The following is a 16,510-nucleotide window of genomic DNA, read 5'->3' on the forward strand; positions in this document are numbered from 1 at the left end:
GGTGGGGCCGCGGGATGTGGGGCACCCGCGTACGGACCCCCCGGCTGCGGAGAAGCCGGGTACACCGGGGCGGCGGGCGGAAACTGTTGCGCGGGTGCGGGATACGCACCGGGATGCTGCGGCGGCACAACCGGATTCCCGCGCACGGCACCGGGTGGCGGCGTCGGCAGGCGGGGCCCGGACGTGGTGGTGAGGGCGTGTTTGGCGGCGGCGGCGAATTCGGCGCAGGTGTTGTATCGATGTTCGGGACGTTTGGCCATGCCCGCGGCGAGGACCGCGTCCAACGCGGGGTTCAGGCCGCGGCGGCGCACGGCCAGTGGAGGGAGGGCGAGTTGGAGGTGTCCGTGGATGATGTCGGCGGGGTTGTCGGCGTCGAAGGGGCCGACGCCGGCGAGCAGCCAGTACAGCGCGCAGGCCAGCGCGTATTGGTCGGTGCGCGGATCGAGGTGGCCGCCAGTCATCTGTTCGGGCGAGGCGTAGGCGAGCGTTGCGGTGAACATGCCGGTCTGGGTGAGGTGGGTCGAATCCTCGCGCAGCCGGGCGATTCCGAAATCGGTGAGGAAGACCCGCTCGCCCTGCCCCACGCTGGAACGGGCCAGCATGATGTTGGCCGGTTTGACGTCGCGGTGCAGGACCCCCATGCCGTGCGCGTAGTCCAGCGCGTCGGCGACACCCTCGATGATCTGCACGGCGCGTTCCGGCGGCAGGGTCATCGGATTCACCGTCGCCGCGTCGACGCCGTCGATGTACTGCATGGCGATCCAGAGTTGGCCGTTCTCGGAACCACGGTCGTACACGGTGACGATGCTCGGGTGGTCCAGTTGCGCGGCGAGGTCGGCCTCGCGTTCGAACCTGGCGCGCACCTCGTTGTCGGTGTAGAGGTTCGGATTCAGCAGTTTCAGCGCGGTCTGGCGGGAGAACCGCGGATGGCGTGCCAGGTACACCGATCCCATGCCGCCCTGACCGAGCAGTCGCTCGACGGTGTATCCCGCGAACACTTCACCGCTGTCGATCAACGCCGCCCCCTTCCGTGAACCAGCACAGAGAAGCGTAGCGAGTGCGCGACCGCTCTTCACCGCGTACGAGTTCCGGAGCCGAACGCACCTTCCGAGCCTACCCGTCGACCGCGTCACCTCGGGATTTCGAAATCTTCGCGATTATCGGGAAAACTAGGAGAGGGACGTCGTCGACGCGTTCGCGATTCGCGAAACGCACGAGGATGTTCCCGCCGTCCGGCATTCTTGCGGGTCGGCGAGATGAGGAGTGTTTCACCGCCGATGGCTCCGCGATGCGCTGGTGGTGGGGAGGACGCGGTGGTGAAGACGGCTCGAAACTTTCATGTCCCTCGATCGGTACTGCGCGGTACCGCTGTATTGGTGATGCTCACTCTGGCGTCCTGCGCGCTGTTCCCACAGCACAACGACGCGTCCGGCGCACCGGCGGTGACCCTGAGTTCCGGTGGGACATGGCGTTCGGGTTGGTCGGTCGCCAGGCCGGGATCGCTCGCCGCCGATTTCACCCAGTTGCAGCCGATGCTGGCCGGGCAGGTCGGCGTGGCGATCATGCCGGTCGGTGGTGGCCGGATGACGGTCTTCGGCGACTGGACGACCGGGATCGCCTGGTCGACGATCAAGGTCCCGCTCGCCATCGCCGCGTTGCGCCACGATCCCGAGGGCGCGCGCGGCGACGCGGAGGCGGCGATCACCTATTCCGACAACGGCGCGGCCGAAGCGCTGTGGCAGTCACTCGGCGACGGCTTGGAGGCGGCGCAGGCGGTGCAGGACGTGCTCGACGAAGCGGGCGATCGCACCACCGGACTCGCAGGTCCGCGCACCACCCTGGACTACACCTCGTTCGGTTCGACCGAATGGACGCTGACCGAGCAGGCGCGTTTCGCCTCCAAACTGCCGTGCCTGTCCCAGACCGGTGAGGTGACCAGACTCATGGGCGAGATCACACCCGAACAGGGCTGGGGCCTGGGCACCATCGACGGCGCCGAATTCAAGGGCGGCTGGGGTCCCGACGACGACACCGGGGTGTACACGGTCCGCCAGTTCGGCCTGATCCCCACTCCTTCCGGGCAGGTCGCCGTCGCCGTCGCCGCGCAGGCCGAATCCGGCACCTACGACGACGCCACCCTGCTGCTGGACCGGCTGGCCCGTCTGCTCGACCGGCATCGCGAGGAATTGCGCGGCGGCGACTGTTCGCGCTGAGCGCCGATCAGCCGGGGGTCACCAGCCCCGATTCGTAGGCCAGGACGACGGCCTGGGCTCGGTCGCGCAGACCGAGTTTCGAGAAGACCTTCGACACATGGGTTTTCACGGTCTGTTCGGCGACGAAGAGACTTTCCGCGATCTCGATATTGGACATGCCACGCGCGATCAGTTCCAGTACTTCGCGTTCGCGCGGGGTCAGCGAGGTGAGCGCGGGGGTCGGTTTGGCCCGGGTCGCGGTGCGGCGACGGGTGACGTCGGCGATCAGCCTGCGGGTGACGGTGGGCGCGAGCAGCGCCTGCCCGTCGGCGACGACCCGGACCGCGCGCACCAATTCCTCGGCGGGCGCGTCCTTCAGCAGGAATCCGCTGGCGCCGATGCTCAGCGCCTCGTACACGTAGTCGTCGATGTCGAAGGTCGTGAGCATGAGGACGCGCACCGGCGGATCGAATCCGGCGGCCAGGATGGCTCGGGCGGCGTCGAGGCCGTTCATCTCCGGCATCCTGACATCCATCAGCACCACGTCGGGGCGTAACCGCTTGGCCTCGGCCACCGCGATCTTCCCGTCCGCCGCGTCGCCCACCACGCTGATATCCGATTGGGCGGCGAGCAGGGCGCCGAATCCCTGGCGCACCATCGCCTGGTCGTCGGCGATCAAAACCGTAATAGCCACGCGCCCAGCGTAAGGCCCGCTGTTCGACACCGCGTTCCGCCGTCGCCGTGACCGTCCCCGACCTCCTAGGCGGACCGGACGGCCGGCATATCGTCCGGTACGCGCACCGGGTCGAGTGTGCCGGGACCGAGCGGCAGCCGGGCCTCGACCACGAAACCGCCGTCCGTGTTCGGGCCCGCGATCACCTCACCGCCGACGGCGAGAGCGCGGGCCCGCATACCCGCGATTCCGTGACCACCGTTGCCGACCGGACGCGCGGATTCGGTGCCCGCGGCGTTGGTGACCCGCAACGTCAGGTCGAGATCGCGGACGATCAGCACCCGGACCGGCGCGCCGAGCGCGTGACGCGAGGCGTTCGACAGCGATTCCTGCGCGATCCGATACAGCGCGAGACCGGTCGTCTCGCCGATCGTCTCCAAGTCGCCGTTCACGGTCCACTCGATCGAGACGCCCGCGCGCCGTGCGCCCTCGAACAGGCCGACCACCTCGGCGGCCTTGGGCTGCGGCGCGGTTTCCGGCAGTTGACCGTCGCTGCGCAGCACGCCGAGCATGCCCCTGATCTCGTTCAACGCCTCGCGCGCGGTCGCGCCGATGGAGTCGAATTCCGCGCGCGCGGCCGGGGTGACGCCCTCGACGCGGTAGGGCGCCGTCTGCGCCTGCACCACGACCAGCGACATGTGGTGGGCGATCACGTCGTGCAGGTCACGGGCGATCCGAGCCTTCTCCTCCAGAATCGCGCGGCGGGCGCGTTCGAGTTCGGTCTCCTCCTCCTGGCGCAGCAATTGCACGCGCGAGGACACCAGCCAGCGGACCAGCAGCGCGAACAGCACCACCGCGGACAGGGCGATCGGCCAGCCCCACGCCGCGCTCACCCCCTCACCGGAGGTGGTGGTCGCGAACAGCAGCGAGGTGGCGAACCAGGCGATCGCGACGATCTGCATGGACGCGCGCAGACCCACCGCGAACAGCAACGCGATCAGCGACAGGATCTGCACCACCTGGAACGGCAGGTCGCTGCCGGGCTGATGCGGTATCGCCAACGCGATCACCAGCGCCGATCCGGCCGAGATGGCCCAGCCCAACGCCGGGTTGACCCGCACGAGCAGGATCGGGAAGACCGCCAACGCGGCGATGAACGGCTGCACCGCCACCGGAACCACATGGGTGACGTGCAGTGTCGGCCACGCGACCGAAAACAGCACGAGTGCCGTGACCACGGTGCACACATCGATCCACATCCGTGCGCTCATCATCCTGAACCAGGCACGGCTTCGCTGTTCCATGACTACGACAGTAGAAACCCCGCCCGATCCCGCGCCTCATACCCGTGGGTGAATTCGCTCCCCGTACCCCGGGGTGAGGCGACAGGGGCGCTCCCCCGGTGGCGGGCGCGACGAACCGGACCGCGGCGGGACGCCCGCGGGTGCGCGCGATTCCTAGCGTCGAGGACCATGAGCACCTCGAGCACCGCACGACGGGTGAACCCCGGATCCGACCGGGTCCACACCCGGGCTGCCGCCACCCCCAGCGCCGTCGTGCGGCGCTGCGCGGCGGTGACGGCCGTCGCGCTGACGGCGATCACCGCCACGGTCACCCTGGCCCCGGTGACGGGAGCCGTCACCGTCGACCGGCCGCCCGCCGTCGAGAACACCTCGGCCACCCGGGCCGTCGCCGCGATCACCGGCTCCGGAACCGGCGTGTTCGCCCTGCCCGACGATTTCACCTCGGTATTCGGGTACCGGCCGAGCACGATCGACGGTCTGCTGGTGAATCCCGGCGGCGACTGCTCCTCGCCGGTCCCGCTGCCCGCCGAATTCGATATCGCGTGCAAGGCGCACGATCTCGGCTACGACCTGCTGCGCTACGCGGACCTGCACGGCGAACCGCTCGGCCCGTGGGCCCGCCAGGCTATCGACGCCACGCTCGACCTGCGGATGCGGCAGGCGTGCGCGGACCGCACCGGAACGGTCGGACAGGCGCGTTGCCGCACCATGGCCGATATCGCCGACGTGGCGGTGGATCTGAATTCACGCCGTCAGCACTACGGCGCACCGGTGGTCGAATCGCTGTTCGCGGGCTCGAGAGTGAGCGGGTGGCTGGTGGGGACCATCGGGCTGGGCGTCGCCGGTTTGGCGGTTCTGCTGCGGTTCCTGCTCGACGCGACGCGGCGTGGGATCGCCACGAGCGAGCCGACGCGGTTCGCCGCGGTGGGAGTACCGGCATGAATCGGGCTCGGCTGCTACGCCCACGGATCGGGACCACGCTCGCGGCCGGTGCGGGCGTACTGGCCTCGCTGTCCCCGGGACTGCTCCCCCGCACGTCGGGCGCGCAGGCGATTCTCACCGGACTGCTCGTCGCGATAGCACTCGGCGTCGCCGGACTCGTCCGTTTCACGGTGCGCCGCAAGGGTTTCGACACCGATGTCCACTTCGCCGCCTACCGTGGACCGTTACTCGCGCTCACCGTCGTGCTCGTGGTCGCCGCGGTCGCGCAGGCGGGCCACTGGCAGAACGGCCTGCGGGCCGCGATGGGCACCGCGCCCATCGGCCCCGGGTACTGGGTGCGCTGCGGAGTGGGCGCCGCGCTGATCGCCGGGCTCGGCCTCGGATTCGCACGCGGTGTCGGTCGAGTACTGCGACGGCTCGGTGCGGCGCGCGGCGTCGCGGTCACGGTCGCGGCGGCGGTCCTCGGCGGTGCGATCGTCGCGCCGACGGTGGCCGAATGGCGCTACGGCGTCTACGCGGCGGCCAACGCCACGGTCGATCCCACGGTGACGCCGCCGGTGTCGTCCGGCAGATCGGGTACCGCCACGTCCGCCGTGAGCTGGTCCTCGCTGGGCAGCCAGGGGCGCAGATTCGTCGCGGACGGACCCGACGGGCCGATCCGCGTCTACGTGGGACTCGAATCGGCGCCGGATCTCGACGCCAGGGTGGCGCTCGCGCTCGCGGAACTGGAGCGGTCCGGCGGTTTCCGGCGCGGCAATATCGTCGTCACCGTCCCCACCGGCTCGGGATGGATCGACGCCGACGCGGCCGCCGGGTTCGCCGAACGTTTCGGCGACGATGTCGCGCTGGTCGGCTTGCAGTACTCCTTCGCGCCGAGCTGGGCGACATTCATCTTCGGCCGTGAGGGGGCCACTTCCTCGGCCCGCGCGCTGTTCACCGCGATCGAGCGGCGTCTCGCCGGCAGCGCCCACCCGCCGCGACTGTTCGTCTACGGGCAGAGTCTCGGGGCGCTGGGCGGCAGTGCGCTGTTCACCGACGACGCCGATCAGGACCGTCGGACCTGCGCCGCGCTGTGGGCCGGTCCGCCCGCGGGCGATGTGCACCACGGCCGCGCGACGATCCTGGCCAACAGCTCGGACCCGGTGGTGCACTGGTCGCCGTCGCTGCTCTGGCGCGCCCCCGACCTCGACGACGTCCGGGTCGACGCACCGATTCCGGCCTGGCTGCCGGTGCTGAGTTTCGTCCAGACCACCGCCGACCTGCTGTCGGCTCTCGACGCGCCGACCGGCCACGGCCACCGCTACGGCACCGACCAGGGCACGAGTATGGGCGACTGCTGAGGGGCAACTACTGAGGGGCAACAACTGAGGGGTACTACTACATCGAACCTTGCCCCCGAGTAGAACTTGTTCTAATTTTCTCCCATGGGCTTTGTCATCGACGCCGCGGTCTACATCGACGCTCCCGCCGACCTGGTGTGGCAGGTGATCACCGATCTCCCGCGCTACGGCGAGTGGAATCCGTTCGTGAAACGGTGCGAGAGCACCCTCGAACCGGGAGCGCCGATCGATATGCTCGTCACCGTCATCGGCTCGGCCCCGCGTAAACAGCGCGAATGGATCCGCACCAACATTCCCGGCCGCGAACTGAGCTACTCGATGAAGCCGGTACCGGCGGGCGCCCTGCGCAGCCTGCGCTCGCACACCGTCACCCCGGCCGGAGAGCACCGCACCCGCTACGAATCCCATTTCGAACTCGACGGCTGGCTGCATCCCGTCGTCGCCGCGATCCTCGGCCGTAATCTGCGCCACGGTTTCGAGGGGATGACGGCCGGGATCCAGCTCAGGGCCGAATCCCTGCGCACCGGCTGAGAGCCCCCGGGCCGATCGGACCCGACGCCGTTTGACACCGTCCCGGTCGGGCACCCGCACGAATGTGGGAGCGACGCATTCGAGAAAAACGACCCTGCCCGCCGTCTTCGCGCTCGCCGTCGCGGCAGCCGCACTCGGCGCGGGCCCGGCGGCCGCGCGGGACGAACCCCCGGCCGTCGGCGGCGGCTCGGGAATAGTGATCGATCAGCGGGCCACCTGCACGCTGACCACCGTGGGCTACGACGCCGCGGGCCGGTTGGTCGGGCTGACCGCCGGGCATTGCGGTGAGCCGGGGGCCGCGGTGTCGGCCGAGGCGGATCCGGATCAGGGCGTGGTCGGCAGATTCGTTCGGACGAATCACGCATTGGACTATGCCGTCATCGCGTTCGATCCGGATCGGATCAGTCCGGTGAATCGGGTCGGCACGCTGTCCATCGCCGATATCGGCGCACCGGCGCAATTCCCGAACGTGGTGTGCAAGAAAGGCCGGACCACCGGCAATACCTGCGGGGTCACCTGGGGTGATCTCGCCGGACCCGAGAGCAGGACCTGGACTCAGCTCTGCGTCCTCGAAGGGGATTCGGGAGCGCCGATCGTCGTCGGCAGCACCCTGGTCGGAATGGTCAACGCGTATTACGGCGTGGGTTGTTTCGGGCCGGAAATGGGCACCGATATCCATGCCGTCGTCGCCGACCTGAATGCCGGACCCGAGGTCGGAGCCGGATTCCGACCGATCTGACCGCATGTCGGCGACCGGCGCGAAAGGGACGTGGAGCACACGATTCGATCACATGTGACGGGGTAATCGACCGACAAGATATCGACCGATTCTTCCAGTGAACCAGAGGTTCCGGGCCGGGCAGCCGCCCGATATTCGGGGTCGGCGGGTAATAGGTGGTGAGGTAGACATGCAATCGGCTTCGGAAACCCTGTCCGACACGACCACCGTCCGAATCCAGGTACCGGCACGGCGCGAACACCTCGCTTTGATGCGGGCACTCGCGGACGCGGTGACCGTCGATGCCGAATTCCGTCCCGAGGACATCGCCGATATCCGGCTCGTCCTCAACGAGGTGGCGACAGCACTCGTCGTCGACGCGGTGCCAGGATCGATGATCGACTGCCGCTTCACCTACGACAAGGACCGCATGTCGGTCGAGGTCGACTCCGCGGCCTGGGCGAATCGCGGGGTGACACAACGCGATTTCGCGTGGCGCATCGTCCGCACGCTCACCCATGACGCCACCGCCAGCCAGGAGCCGTTCGACATCACCGTCTCCGGATATCCGACCCATGTCGAATTCGATTGGCGGCGAGGCGCACCGACGACGAACGAGAGCATCGACCGTGGTGATCAGGACTGAGGCCGAGCGCGGGTTCGCGCACCGTCGCGGCGGTGCGTCGCCCACATCGGCGAGATGGGAGGATACGGTGACAGAGGCAACACTGGCTCGATACCCACGTAACGGACACCCCATGACCGTCACCGAAACCGGCGCGACCCGCGAATTCTCGCACCCGGCCCTGTTCTACGACGGCGACGACGAGTACCTGGCGGCCCTGGTTCCCTTCATTCGCGAAGGCCTCGCCCTCGGTGAACCGGTCGCCGTCGCGGTGCCCGACGCCAAACTCCGGCTGTTGCGCGCGGCGCTGGGCGATTCGGCGCCGGAGGTGACGTGGGTCGAGATGGAGCGGGAAGGCCGCAATCCCGGCCGGATCATCGCGACGGTGCTGCGCGCCTTCGCCGACGAACATCCCGGCGCGCACGTCCGCATCATCGGCGAACCCGTCTGGGCGGGACGGACCGAACTCGAGTACCCCGCCTGCGCCCAGCACGAGGCCCTGATCAATCCCGCGTTCGCCGGACGCGAGGTGACGATCGTCTGTCCCTACGATCTCGCCGCGCTCGGCGCCGAGGTCATCGCCGACGCCAATGCCTCCCACCCGACGCTCTGGCGGGGCCACCGCCGCACCGCCAGCCCGGATTACGACCCGGGCGCCGTGATCGAGCGCCACAACCGGCCGATCCCGACACCGGAGGGCGCGGCGGAACTCACCGTCGCCGAATTCGCCGATATGGGCACCGCGCGCCGGTGGGCCGCCGAACACGGCAAACGCCTCGGATTCGACGACGCGCGACTGGGCGATCTGGAATTGATCGTGACCGAGTTGGCCACCAACAGCCTGTGCCACGGTAAAGGGCCGTCGACGGTCCGGCTGTGGACCGACGGCGACCACCTCGTCTGCGAAGTGCACGACTTCGGACGTTTCGACGACGCGCTCGCCGGGCGCAGACCCGCACGCGCCGGGGTGATCGGCGGCCGGGGTCTGCTGCTCGTGCACCGGCTCTGCGATCTGGTTCGCACGCACGCCGCCCCGGACGGCACCACCCAGTACGCGATGATGGCGCTCACCTCGGCCCAGCGATCAGTCGCGCATCGCCTGCTCGCGCAGTGAACTCAGGGTCTTGGTGAGAATCCGCGAGACCTGCATCTGCGAACAGCCGAGTCGCTCGGCGATCTCGATCTGCGTCAGCGAATCGAAGAAGCGCCAGACCAGCACCTGCCGCTGCCGTTCGGGAAGCGCGGCGATGAGCGGGCGGACGGCCAGGTAGTCCTCGACCGAATCGTAGTTCGTGTCGTCGGCCCCCAGCGTGTCGAGCACCGAGGCGGGGGTGTTGTCGGAATCGCCGCCCTCGGGGGTGGGATCGATCGGCGTGCTCTGGTAGGCGTTCCTGGCGATCAGCGCCTGGGTGACCTCGTTCAGATCCGCGCCGATCTCCTCGGCGATCTCTCGTGCCCGCGGCATCCGGCCCAGTTCGTGGGTCAGTTTCTCGGTCGCCGGTCCGATGGTCTGCTGGATCTCCTTGAGCCTGCGCGGTACCCGCACGGCCCAGGTGTGATCGCGGAAATGCCGCCTGACCTCGCCCATGATGGTCGGCACCGCGAAGGAGAGGAACGAGGCGCCGTAGGACGGATCGAATCGGTCGACCGCCTGGACCATGCCGACGCGGGCGATCTGCAACAGGTCGTCGTAATTCTCGCCGCGGCCGGAGAACCGGCGGGCGATATTGGCCGCCAGCGGAAGGCAGCGCTCGATGATGTCCTGACGCGACGCGGCACGGGCCGGATCGTCGGGGTCGAACTCCGCGAGCCGGGCGAACATCGGTTCCAGGTTGTCGTAACTCTCGGTACCCGAATGACTTCGACGCTGCTCCGGTCTCGAGCGCGGTTCGGCGCTATCGGCCATCGGTGCCGCCGCGCGCCCATTCGAAGTCGACGACCACCGGATAGCCGCTGCGGGCCGCGTCGAACTCGGTCTGCGTCGCGTTGACCGACCGGGTCAGCGTGCGCACGATATGCCAGCCGAAACTGTCCTGACTGGGCGGAGTCTGCGATGCCGAGACCGAATGCACCCGCACCCGCATGGCGGCGGCGTCGTGGTAGGTGAACCGACAGTCGATGGTCGAATCGGGCACCGCGTCGAGAATGAGTCCGGTCGCGATCTCGTCCAGCGCCAACCGGATGTCGGTGACCTCGTCCACGGCGAAATCCGCCATGAAGGCCACGGTTTCGACGAGGGCACGCAGCATGGCCAGTTGTTCGAGCTGCGCGGGCACTCGGACCTCGATCGTGGTCGAGTTATCCGTGGTCCACTCTGCCATTGCTACCGCCTCATCGAGATGTAGAGCCTCCGGGGCGGCCAGAATAACTCTGTCTCGCCGGGGAACAGAACCAGGGGCATACGGTGGCCCGGAGTCGGGTAAGTTGACCACGAAGGCTCATCCTCTGCGCCGCATTCGGATTCGGCAGAGGTTCGATCGGCAGCGGAGGTAGTGCAGTGAACGCGACCGTGAGCGCACCGGACGTGCGCATTGGTTCCGGCACGCGCGACGCGCGGGTGACGGCCCGATGAGCGCCGAGGGTAAGCACCTGCTCCTCGAGGTGGAACGCACCTCCGTCGGCTCGACGGCGGTGCTCACGGTGAGTGGTGAAGTCGACGTGGCCTCCGCGCCGCAGTTGCAGTCGGCCATCGACGAGGCGTTGCGCGAGCAGCCTCCGGTGCTGGTCGTCGACCTGTCCGGTGTCGGTTTCTTCGGATCCGCCGGACTGAGCGTGCTGCTCGTCGCCACCGAGGCGGCGCCCTCGGGCGGACTCAGGGTGGTGGCCTCGGATCAGGTGCGCAGGCCGATCGAGGTGACCGGTCTGGACAAACTGCTCGCCGTCTTCGACACCGTGGATCGCGCCGTCGACGCGAACTGAGCGTGGCTCCGGCCGCCGCGCGACGATCACCGTCGCTGCGGCAGCCGGACCACCTGGACGAAGAAATCGTCGATCTGCTTGATGGCCGCGATGAACTGATCCAGATCGACCGGTTTGGTCACGTAGGCGTTGGCGTGCAATTTGTAGCTGCGCAGGATGTCCTCCTCGGCCGAGGAGGTCGTCAGCACCACGACCGGGATATGCGCGAGATCCGGGTCGGATTTGACCTTCTCCAGCACCTGCCTGCCATCGTATTTCGGCAGGTTGAGGTCGAGCAGGATCAGGTCGGGACGCGGCGCATCGGCGTGCGGGCCCTGGCGGTAGAGGAATTCGAGCGCCTCCTCGCCGTCGTGCGCGACATGCAGGGTGTTGCCGATCCGGTTGTCCTCGAACGCCTCCCTCGTCATCAGTTCGTCGCCCGGATCGTCTTCGACGAGCAGGATGTCGATGGGTCTGGCTTCGATGGTCACGTAGTGAACTCCTTCTCGGATGACGGTGTCGGCTCGGCGAGGGTGAAAACGAATCGGGTGCCGCCGGAATAGTCGGTGTCGAGCCTGATACGTCCGCCGTGGTACTCGACGATCTTCTTGCTCAGTGCCAATCCGATCCCCGTTCCACTGTATTCGTCGCGGCTGTGCAGGCGTTGAAAGATGACGAACACCTTGTCGGCGAACTCCGGTGAGATACCTATCCCGTTGTCGGCCACCGTGAACTGCCGCACACCGTCGGCGTCGGTCTCGTGTTCGATACGCACGACCGGCGCGCGGTCCGGGCTGCGGAATTTGATCGCGTTGCCGACCAGGTTCTGCCAGAGCATGACCAGCAGTGTCGGGTCGCCGGTGATCTCGGGCAGGGTCTCGGGCCGGACGATCGTGGCCGCGGTGTCCTCGATCGCCGCGGCGAGATTGTCGACGGCCTTGCCGAGCGCGTGGTCGAGCGCGACGGGTTCGGTGCGGTCGTTGATCCGGCCGACGCGGGAGAACGTGAGCAGGTCGTTGATGAGGACCTGCATCCGTTTGGCGCCGTCGACCGCATAGTCGATGTACTGCCTGGCCCGGTCGTCGAGTTGATCGCCGTAGCGTTTCTCCAGCAACTGGCAGAACGAGGCCACCTTGCGCAGCGGCTCCTGGAGGTCGTGGGAGGCCACATACGCGAACTGTTCGAGTTCGGCGTTGGACCGGCGCAGTTCGACCGTCTGCGAGTCCAGATCGGCCGCCTGCCGCGCCAACTGCGTCTCCTGGACCCGCGACGAGGCCAGTTCCGCGACGATCCGACGGCGCATACTCTCGACCGCCTCGGCGACCGTCGCGAGATCCGACGGCCCGCGCGCGGTGATGCGGTGGTCGAAGTCACCACCGGCGACCAGCAGTGAGGCCTTCTCCAGCTCATCGAGGGGCCGGGCCACCAGCCGCCGGATCAGCACGGTCAGCACGACGCTGGTCAGCAGGAAGGCCACGATCATGCCGGTGAGCACGACGTCGCGGACCGCGCGCGCGTGTCGGAGTTCGTCGCGATCACGGTCCGCGACGGCGGCCAGGCCCTCGTTCTGCGCGGTGAACCGCAGCCGGAGTTCGTCGAACAGGGTCTTACCCCGCGCCACGACCGCTGCCTGGACCGTCGGGCGCGCGGTGGACGGTGTGACACCGGCGGCGAGGGGTTCGGCGTAGGTGTCGCGCCACAGCGCGGCGCCGCTTTCCACCGCGTCGAGATCGGCGAGCAGCGCGGGACGGCCCGCCAGCAGTTCGCGCAGTCGCGCCGTCGACCGTGCCTGCTGCGCTCGGCCTTCCAGATACGGCGTGAAGAACTGGGGGTCGGCGGTGATGGCGTAACCGCGGATTCCGGTCTCCTGATCGACCAGGGCCGTCTGTAGGCGGTAGGCCTCGGTGGCGGCGGGTTGGACGTAGTCGAGCAGGCGGTCGGCGACCCGATTGGTCTGCGCGATGAGCGCGGCGCCCGCGACGGTGGACACGAGTACCAGCAGTGCCATCAGTCCGAGAACCAGCTGGAACCAGGTCTGTACCGTCAGCCTGCCCGCGAGCCCGCGTCTCGGCGAACTCGAGATCATCGACCGCCGCTCCCGGTTCCCTGCTCGGTACTCCACCGCAGGTACAGAACGGCCACGTCGTCGGCGAGTCCGCCGTGTCCGGCGGCGAGCGCTTCGGCCTGTTCGATCAACGCGTCGACGAAATCCGCGGGCGCGGGTCCGCTCAGGCCGCGCGCCAGGTTCAGCAGTCCCTCCTCGCCGAGGCGCTCGGAACCGGGGCCGATATGCCCTTCGAACAGGCCGTCGGTGAACAGCATCAACCCGGCCCCGACCGGAACCAGCAATTCCTGTTCCGGCCAATTCGCCTGTCCAGGAAGGAATCCGAGGGCGGGTCCGCCCGGCACCTCGATCATGTCGACCTCGCCGCCCCGGCACAGGAACATGCCGTGATGGCCCGCGCGCAACACCCGCGCGGCGCGCGCGCCCGGATCGAGTACGAGTGTGGTCACGGTGGCGAAGGTGCGCCGTCCGGTGCGTTCGGCGAGCAGCACCTCTTCCAGCAGACCCAGTTGCCTCGGCCCGGTGATCCCGCTCAGAACCAGTGTGCGCCACGCCAATCGGAGCGCGACACCGATCGCCGCCTCGTCGGGTCCGTGCCCGGCGATATCACCGATCAGCGCGTGCACGGTGCCGTCCGCGAGCTGGACCACGTCGTAGAAATCACCGCCGAGCAGGGCTTTGACCCGGCCCGGGCGGTAGCGGGCCACCACGTCGATCACCCGCTCACCGCGTAACAGCGGTTTCGGGAGCAGCCCGCGCTCGAGTCGCGCGTTCTCCTCGGCCCGCAGCTGACTCAGGCGCAGTGCGGCGGCGGCGAGTTCGGTCTGCTTACGCTGGATCGCGTAACGGATTGCGCGCCCGAATAATTCGGGTTCCACCCGGCCCTTGACCAGATAGTCCTGCGCACCGGCGGCGACGGCGGCCAGACCGGTCTGCTCCTGATCCAGGCCGGTCAGCACGACGACGGGGACCTGGTCGGTGTAGTCGTGGATGCTCGCGAGCGCGTCCAGACCGTGGGCGTCGGGCAGGTTCAGATCGAGCAGGACGCAGTCGGGCAGGCCTTCGGCCAGCCGTTCACCGGCTTGGGCGATCGAATTCGCCCACACCAGCCGGACCCCGGGAGCGCCGTCGGCGATCAGTTCCTCGACCAGGAGCGCGTCGGCGGCGTCGTCCTCGACCAGGAGCACCAGCGGCTCGGGCTTGTGCCACACTCCGGCACCGATGGGGTCCAGTGTGGTCTCCGATCCGGAGAGGTCGGCCGTTGCACGGCCCATTCCCTCTTTACGCCCGGAAAGCATCGCACGATCTCCTTCTCGTCCAGCGATGGATACTCACCGTCGTGGCACGCGGCAGAGCTCGCGATGCCGTGCGGCCGCCGTCAGCGGGCGGACACGGGCACCAGGGCAACCCTAGACGACGCCCGACGGGAGGTGTTCGATCACGCACGCAGACGTGGCTCGGTGGCGGTCTGGGAACGGAACAGATCCGAGGTCCTGCTGACTTCGTAGCCGAGGTGGCGCTCGGCCTCCTCGATTCCGCCCTGCAGGTCACCGACCGCGTTCATCTTCGATAGGTCCAGTCCGATGGTCACCAGGGTGAGCGCGATCTCCGAGGACAGCCCCGTGATGATCACACTCGCGCCCATCAGACCGGAGGCCTCGACCGTCTGCACGAGATGGTTGGCGACGGTGGAATCGATCGTCGGCACGCCGGTGATGTCGATCACCACGACCTTGGCGCGGTTGGCGCGGATCGCGCCGAGCAGCTGTTCGGTCAGCTGGCGGGCGCGCTGACCGTCGAGCACGCCGATGATCGGCAGGATCAGCAACTGCTCGCGCACCTGGAGCACCGGGGTGGACAGTTCCCGGATGGCTTCCTGCTGCTGGCGGATGATGCGTTCGCGTTCCTCGACGAAACTCACGCCGACGGTGTTGGCGATCCGGTTGGCGGCGGGCTCGTAGGCGTCGAGCACGTTGTTGAGCAGTTCGAAATCGGACTGGTACTTCTCGAACAGCGAGCGGGCGAGCACATCGCGGAGCAGCAGGACGATGCCGACGACCTCGTCGGTCTCCACACCGCGCGGAACGATGCGCTCGGACAGGTCGCGCGCGTAGTCACGCAGGGCCTCCACGCTGCCGGTCTCCAGGACCGCGACGTAGTTGTCGTAGACCGAGGTGGCTTCGGAGAACATCTCCTCCGGCGACATGGCCGTCAGCAATTCGGCCTCGGTGATCCGACGCGCCCACTCCTCGCGCAACACCGTACGGTTCTGTCGCAGGTGTTCCACCAGCTCGGACAACAAGCCCGCGCCGGCCACCTCCGAAACCGTCTCCATGGTTCCGCCTACCAACACCTGGATTACCCGGCCTTTCCGGATCAGCGATACCCCTCGGAGCGCAGCTCCCATGAAGGGCTGACGTAGCGTAGCCGTCGCCACGAGCGCGTGCACGACGAACCCCGCGTGTTTCGAACTCGCGTTCGTACGCGGACCGGTGAGCAGCCGTTTCCACCCCACGGGCATACTCGATTGGTGACCGATATGACGGAATCCGCCGAAGGTATCACCGAGGACGTCGACCGCGTGCTCGGCGGTGGCCTGCGACTGACCGCGGGCCGGTTCGGATTCCGCTTCGCCGACCAACGGTGGGACTGGTCCGACGAGGTGGCCGCCATGCACGGCTACGCCCTCGGCGAGGCCCTGCCGACGACCGAACTGCTGCTCTCGCACAAACATCCCGAGGATCGCGACCATGTGGCCGCGGTGATCGCCGACGCGGTCGCGAACGGGCAGGCGTTCTGTAGCCGCCATCGCATCGTCGATATCGCGGGCACGGCGCACGAGGTGATCGTGCTGGCCGATCAGCTGCTCGAGGACGGCGTGGTCGTCGGGACCGCCGGGTACTACATCGACCTCACCGACGCCCGCGACGAGGAACAGCGACGGGCAATCGAGCAGCAGGACGCCGGGCCGCCGGAAGCCCGCGCGGCGATCGAACAGGCCAAAGGCATCCTGCGCTACGTCTACCGGATCACCGATGACCAGGCGTTCGACGTCCTGCGCTGGCGTTCACAGGAGACCAACACCAAACTCCGCGACCTGGCCGCGCAATTGCTGATCGACCTGGACACGTTGCCCGGCCCGGCCGCGCACGTCCAGACCCGATTCGATCACCTGCTGCTCACGGTGCACGAAAGAATCGGCGCGCGAGGCGAATAGCGCAT

General features: G+C 68.3%; 18 protein-coding genes. 9 read left to right on the top strand and 9 right to left on the bottom strand.

The window, feature by feature from the left end; translation table 11 throughout:
- Window positions 1–1,016 (bottom strand): serine/threonine-protein kinase (locus JZ792_RS27410; RefSeq protein ID WP_216914818.1); only part of this gene is annotated, 1,016 nt, incomplete at its 3' end.
- A 363-nt stretch (window positions 1,017–1,379) separates the two neighbouring features.
- On the opposite strand from JZ792_RS27410, the gene JZ792_RS27415 reads away from it, so the two are divergent.
- On the top strand, window positions 1,380–2,213 hold the full coding sequence (locus JZ792_RS27415; protein WP_216914885.1) for a serine hydrolase: 834 nt from the start codon (window positions 1,380–1,382) through the stop codon (window positions 2,211–2,213).
- Window positions 2,214–2,220: 7 nt separating this feature from the next.
- Here the strand turns inward: JZ792_RS27415 and JZ792_RS27420 are convergent, their stop codons facing one another.
- Together JZ792_RS27420 and JZ792_RS27425 are read right to left on the bottom strand one after the other, a co-directional pair.
- Complete coding sequence (locus JZ792_RS27420) at window positions 2,221–2,886, bottom strand: response regulator (protein WP_216914820.1); 666 nt, start codon at window positions 2,884–2,886, stop codon at window positions 2,221–2,223.
- 65 nt (window positions 2,887–2,951) lie between these two features.
- The gene (locus JZ792_RS27425) at window positions 2,952–4,169 is read right to left on the bottom strand and encodes a sensor histidine kinase (RefSeq protein WP_254190438.1); all 1,218 of its coding nucleotides are present in this window, start codon (window positions 4,167–4,169) and stop codon (window positions 2,952–2,954) included.
- A gap of 168 nt (window positions 4,170–4,337) precedes the next feature.
- Between JZ792_RS27425 and JZ792_RS27430 the strand changes: the two genes are divergently transcribed.
- The 6 genes from JZ792_RS27430 to JZ792_RS27455 all read left to right on the top strand — a co-directional run bounded on the left by JZ792_RS27430 (window position 4,338) and on the right by JZ792_RS27455 (window position 9,439).
- The gene (locus JZ792_RS27430) at window positions 4,338–5,111 is read left to right on the top strand and encodes a hypothetical protein (RefSeq protein ID WP_216914822.1); all 774 of its coding nucleotides are present in this window, start codon (window positions 4,338–4,340) and stop codon (window positions 5,109–5,111) included.
- Window positions 5,108–6,451, top strand: a complete 1,344-nt coding sequence (locus tag JZ792_RS27435) for an alpha/beta-hydrolase family protein (protein WP_216914824.1) — start codon at window positions 5,108–5,110, stop codon at window positions 6,449–6,451. Before JZ792_RS27430 ends, JZ792_RS27435 begins: the two co-directional genes overlap by 4 nt.
- An 84-nt stretch (window positions 6,452–6,535) precedes the next feature.
- Window positions 6,536–6,982, top strand: coding sequence for an SRPBCC domain-containing protein (locus JZ792_RS27440; RefSeq protein WP_216914826.1), 447 nt, complete (start codon window positions 6,536–6,538; stop codon window positions 6,980–6,982).
- 64 nt (window positions 6,983–7,046) lie between these two features.
- Entirely contained in the window at window positions 7,047–7,721 is a 675-nt protein-coding gene (locus JZ792_RS27445) for a S1 family peptidase (protein WP_308165483.1), read from the top strand.
- Between the two features lie 169 nt (window positions 7,722–7,890).
- Window positions 7,891–8,346, top strand: coding sequence for an ATP-binding protein (locus tag JZ792_RS27450; protein ID WP_254190439.1), 456 nt, complete (start codon window positions 7,891–7,893; stop codon window positions 8,344–8,346).
- A 112-nt stretch (window positions 8,347–8,458) separates the two neighbouring features.
- The gene (locus JZ792_RS27455) at window positions 8,459–9,439 is read left to right on the top strand and encodes a sensor histidine kinase (RefSeq protein ID WP_216914828.1); all 981 of its coding nucleotides are present in this window, start codon (window positions 8,459–8,461) and stop codon (window positions 9,437–9,439) included.
- Here JZ792_RS27455 and JZ792_RS27460 read toward each other — a convergent pair.
- Both JZ792_RS27460 and JZ792_RS27465 read right to left on the bottom strand, forming a co-directional pair.
- Complete coding sequence (locus JZ792_RS27460; protein ID WP_216914830.1) at window positions 9,410–10,231, bottom strand: RNA polymerase sigma factor SigF; 822 nt, start codon at window positions 10,229–10,231, stop codon at window positions 9,410–9,412. The two genes, JZ792_RS27455 and JZ792_RS27460, sit on opposite strands and share 30 nt — an antisense overlap.
- Window positions 10,221–10,646 carry an ATP-binding protein gene (locus tag JZ792_RS27465; RefSeq protein WP_216914832.1) on the bottom strand — a complete coding sequence of 142 codons (426 nt, stop codon included), beginning with the start codon at window positions 10,644–10,646 and terminating at the stop codon, window positions 10,221–10,223. The genes JZ792_RS27460 and JZ792_RS27465 overlap by 11 nt, the downstream gene beginning before the upstream one ends.
- Before the next feature lie 247 nt (window positions 10,647–10,893).
- Here JZ792_RS27465 and JZ792_RS27470 point away from each other — a divergent pair, with 247 nt between their 5' ends.
- Window positions 10,894–11,244: an STAS domain-containing protein gene (locus JZ792_RS27470; RefSeq protein ID WP_216914834.1), complete on the top strand. Its 351-nt coding sequence runs from the start codon at window positions 10,894–10,896 to the stop codon at window positions 11,242–11,244.
- Between the two features lie 26 nt (window positions 11,245–11,270).
- Here the strand turns inward: JZ792_RS27470 and JZ792_RS27475 are convergent, their stop codons facing one another.
- From JZ792_RS27475 to JZ792_RS27490, 4 genes are all read right to left on the bottom strand, one after another.
- Window positions 11,271–11,714 carry a response regulator gene (locus JZ792_RS27475; protein ID WP_216914837.1) on the bottom strand — a complete coding sequence of 148 codons (444 nt, stop codon included), beginning with the start codon at window positions 11,712–11,714 and terminating at the stop codon, window positions 11,271–11,273.
- Window positions 11,711–13,309, bottom strand: a complete 1,599-nt coding sequence (locus tag JZ792_RS27480) for a sensor histidine kinase (protein ID WP_216914839.1) — start codon at window positions 13,307–13,309, stop codon at window positions 11,711–11,713. Before JZ792_RS27480 ends, JZ792_RS27475 begins: the two co-directional genes overlap by 4 nt.
- Window positions 13,306–14,586 (bottom strand): PP2C family protein-serine/threonine phosphatase, encoded by a 1,281-nt coding sequence (locus JZ792_RS27485; RefSeq protein WP_254190440.1) that lies wholly within the window; start codon window positions 14,584–14,586, stop codon window positions 13,306–13,308. Before JZ792_RS27485 ends, JZ792_RS27480 begins: the two co-directional genes overlap by 4 nt.
- A 140-nt stretch (window positions 14,587–14,726) precedes the next feature.
- Complete coding sequence (locus tag JZ792_RS27490) at window positions 14,727–15,623, bottom strand: STAS domain-containing protein (protein ID WP_109528113.1); 897 nt, start codon at window positions 15,621–15,623, stop codon at window positions 14,727–14,729.
- Window positions 15,624–15,827: 204 nt separating this feature from the next.
- Between JZ792_RS27490 and JZ792_RS27495 the strand changes: the two genes are divergently transcribed.
- Window positions 15,828–16,505, top strand: coding sequence for an ANTAR domain-containing protein (locus tag JZ792_RS27495; RefSeq protein ID WP_216914895.1), 678 nt, complete (start codon window positions 15,828–15,830; stop codon window positions 16,503–16,505).
- Window positions 16,506–16,510: the final 5 nt, after the last annotated feature.

The organism is Nocardia noduli (genome assembly GCF_019038455.1).
Lineage (GTDB): Bacteria > Actinomycetota > Actinomycetes > Mycobacteriales > Mycobacteriaceae > Nocardia > Nocardia noduli.

Bases quoted from the DNA above. Each gene is read 5' to 3' on its own strand.
- JZ792_RS27415 (WP_216914885.1), top strand. From the start codon at position 1,380: ATGCTCACTCTGGCGTCCTGCGCGCTGTTCCCACAGCACAACGACGCG.
- JZ792_RS27425 (WP_254190438.1), bottom strand. From the start codon at position 4,169: ATGGAACAGCGAAGCCGTGCCTGGTTCAGGATGATGAGCGCACGGATG.
- JZ792_RS27430 (WP_216914822.1), top strand. From the start codon at position 4,338: ATGAGCACCTCGAGCACCGCACGACGGGTGAACCCCGGATCCGACCGG.
- JZ792_RS27435 (WP_216914824.1), top strand. From the start codon at position 5,108: ATGAATCGGGCTCGGCTGCTACGCCCACGGATCGGGACCACGCTCGCG.
- JZ792_RS27440 (WP_216914826.1), top strand. From the start codon at position 6,536: ATGGGCTTTGTCATCGACGCCGCGGTCTACATCGACGCTCCCGCCGAC.
- JZ792_RS27450 (WP_254190439.1), top strand. From the start codon at position 7,891: ATGCAATCGGCTTCGGAAACCCTGTCCGACACGACCACCGTCCGAATC.
- JZ792_RS27455 (WP_216914828.1), top strand. From the start codon at position 8,459: ATGACCGTCACCGAAACCGGCGCGACCCGCGAATTCTCGCACCCGGCC.
- JZ792_RS27460 (WP_216914830.1), bottom strand. From the start codon at position 10,231: ATGGCCGATAGCGCCGAACCGCGCTCGAGACCGGAGCAGCGTCGAAGT.
- JZ792_RS27465 (WP_216914832.1), bottom strand. From the start codon at position 10,646: ATGGCAGAGTGGACCACGGATAACTCGACCACGATCGAGGTCCGAGTG.
- JZ792_RS27470 (WP_216914834.1), top strand. From the start codon at position 10,894: ATGAGCGCCGAGGGTAAGCACCTGCTCCTCGAGGTGGAACGCACCTCC.
- JZ792_RS27480 (WP_216914839.1), bottom strand. From the start codon at position 13,309: ATGATCTCGAGTTCGCCGAGACGCGGGCTCGCGGGCAGGCTGACGGTA.
- JZ792_RS27485 (WP_254190440.1), bottom strand. From the start codon at position 14,586: ATGCTTTCCGGGCGTAAAGAGGGAATGGGCCGTGCAACGGCCGACCTC.
- JZ792_RS27490 (WP_109528113.1), bottom strand. From the start codon at position 15,623: ATGGAGACGGTTTCGGAGGTGGCCGGCGCGGGCTTGTTGTCCGAGCTG.
- JZ792_RS27495 (WP_216914895.1), top strand. From the start codon at position 15,828: ATGACGGAATCCGCCGAAGGTATCACCGAGGACGTCGACCGCGTGCTC.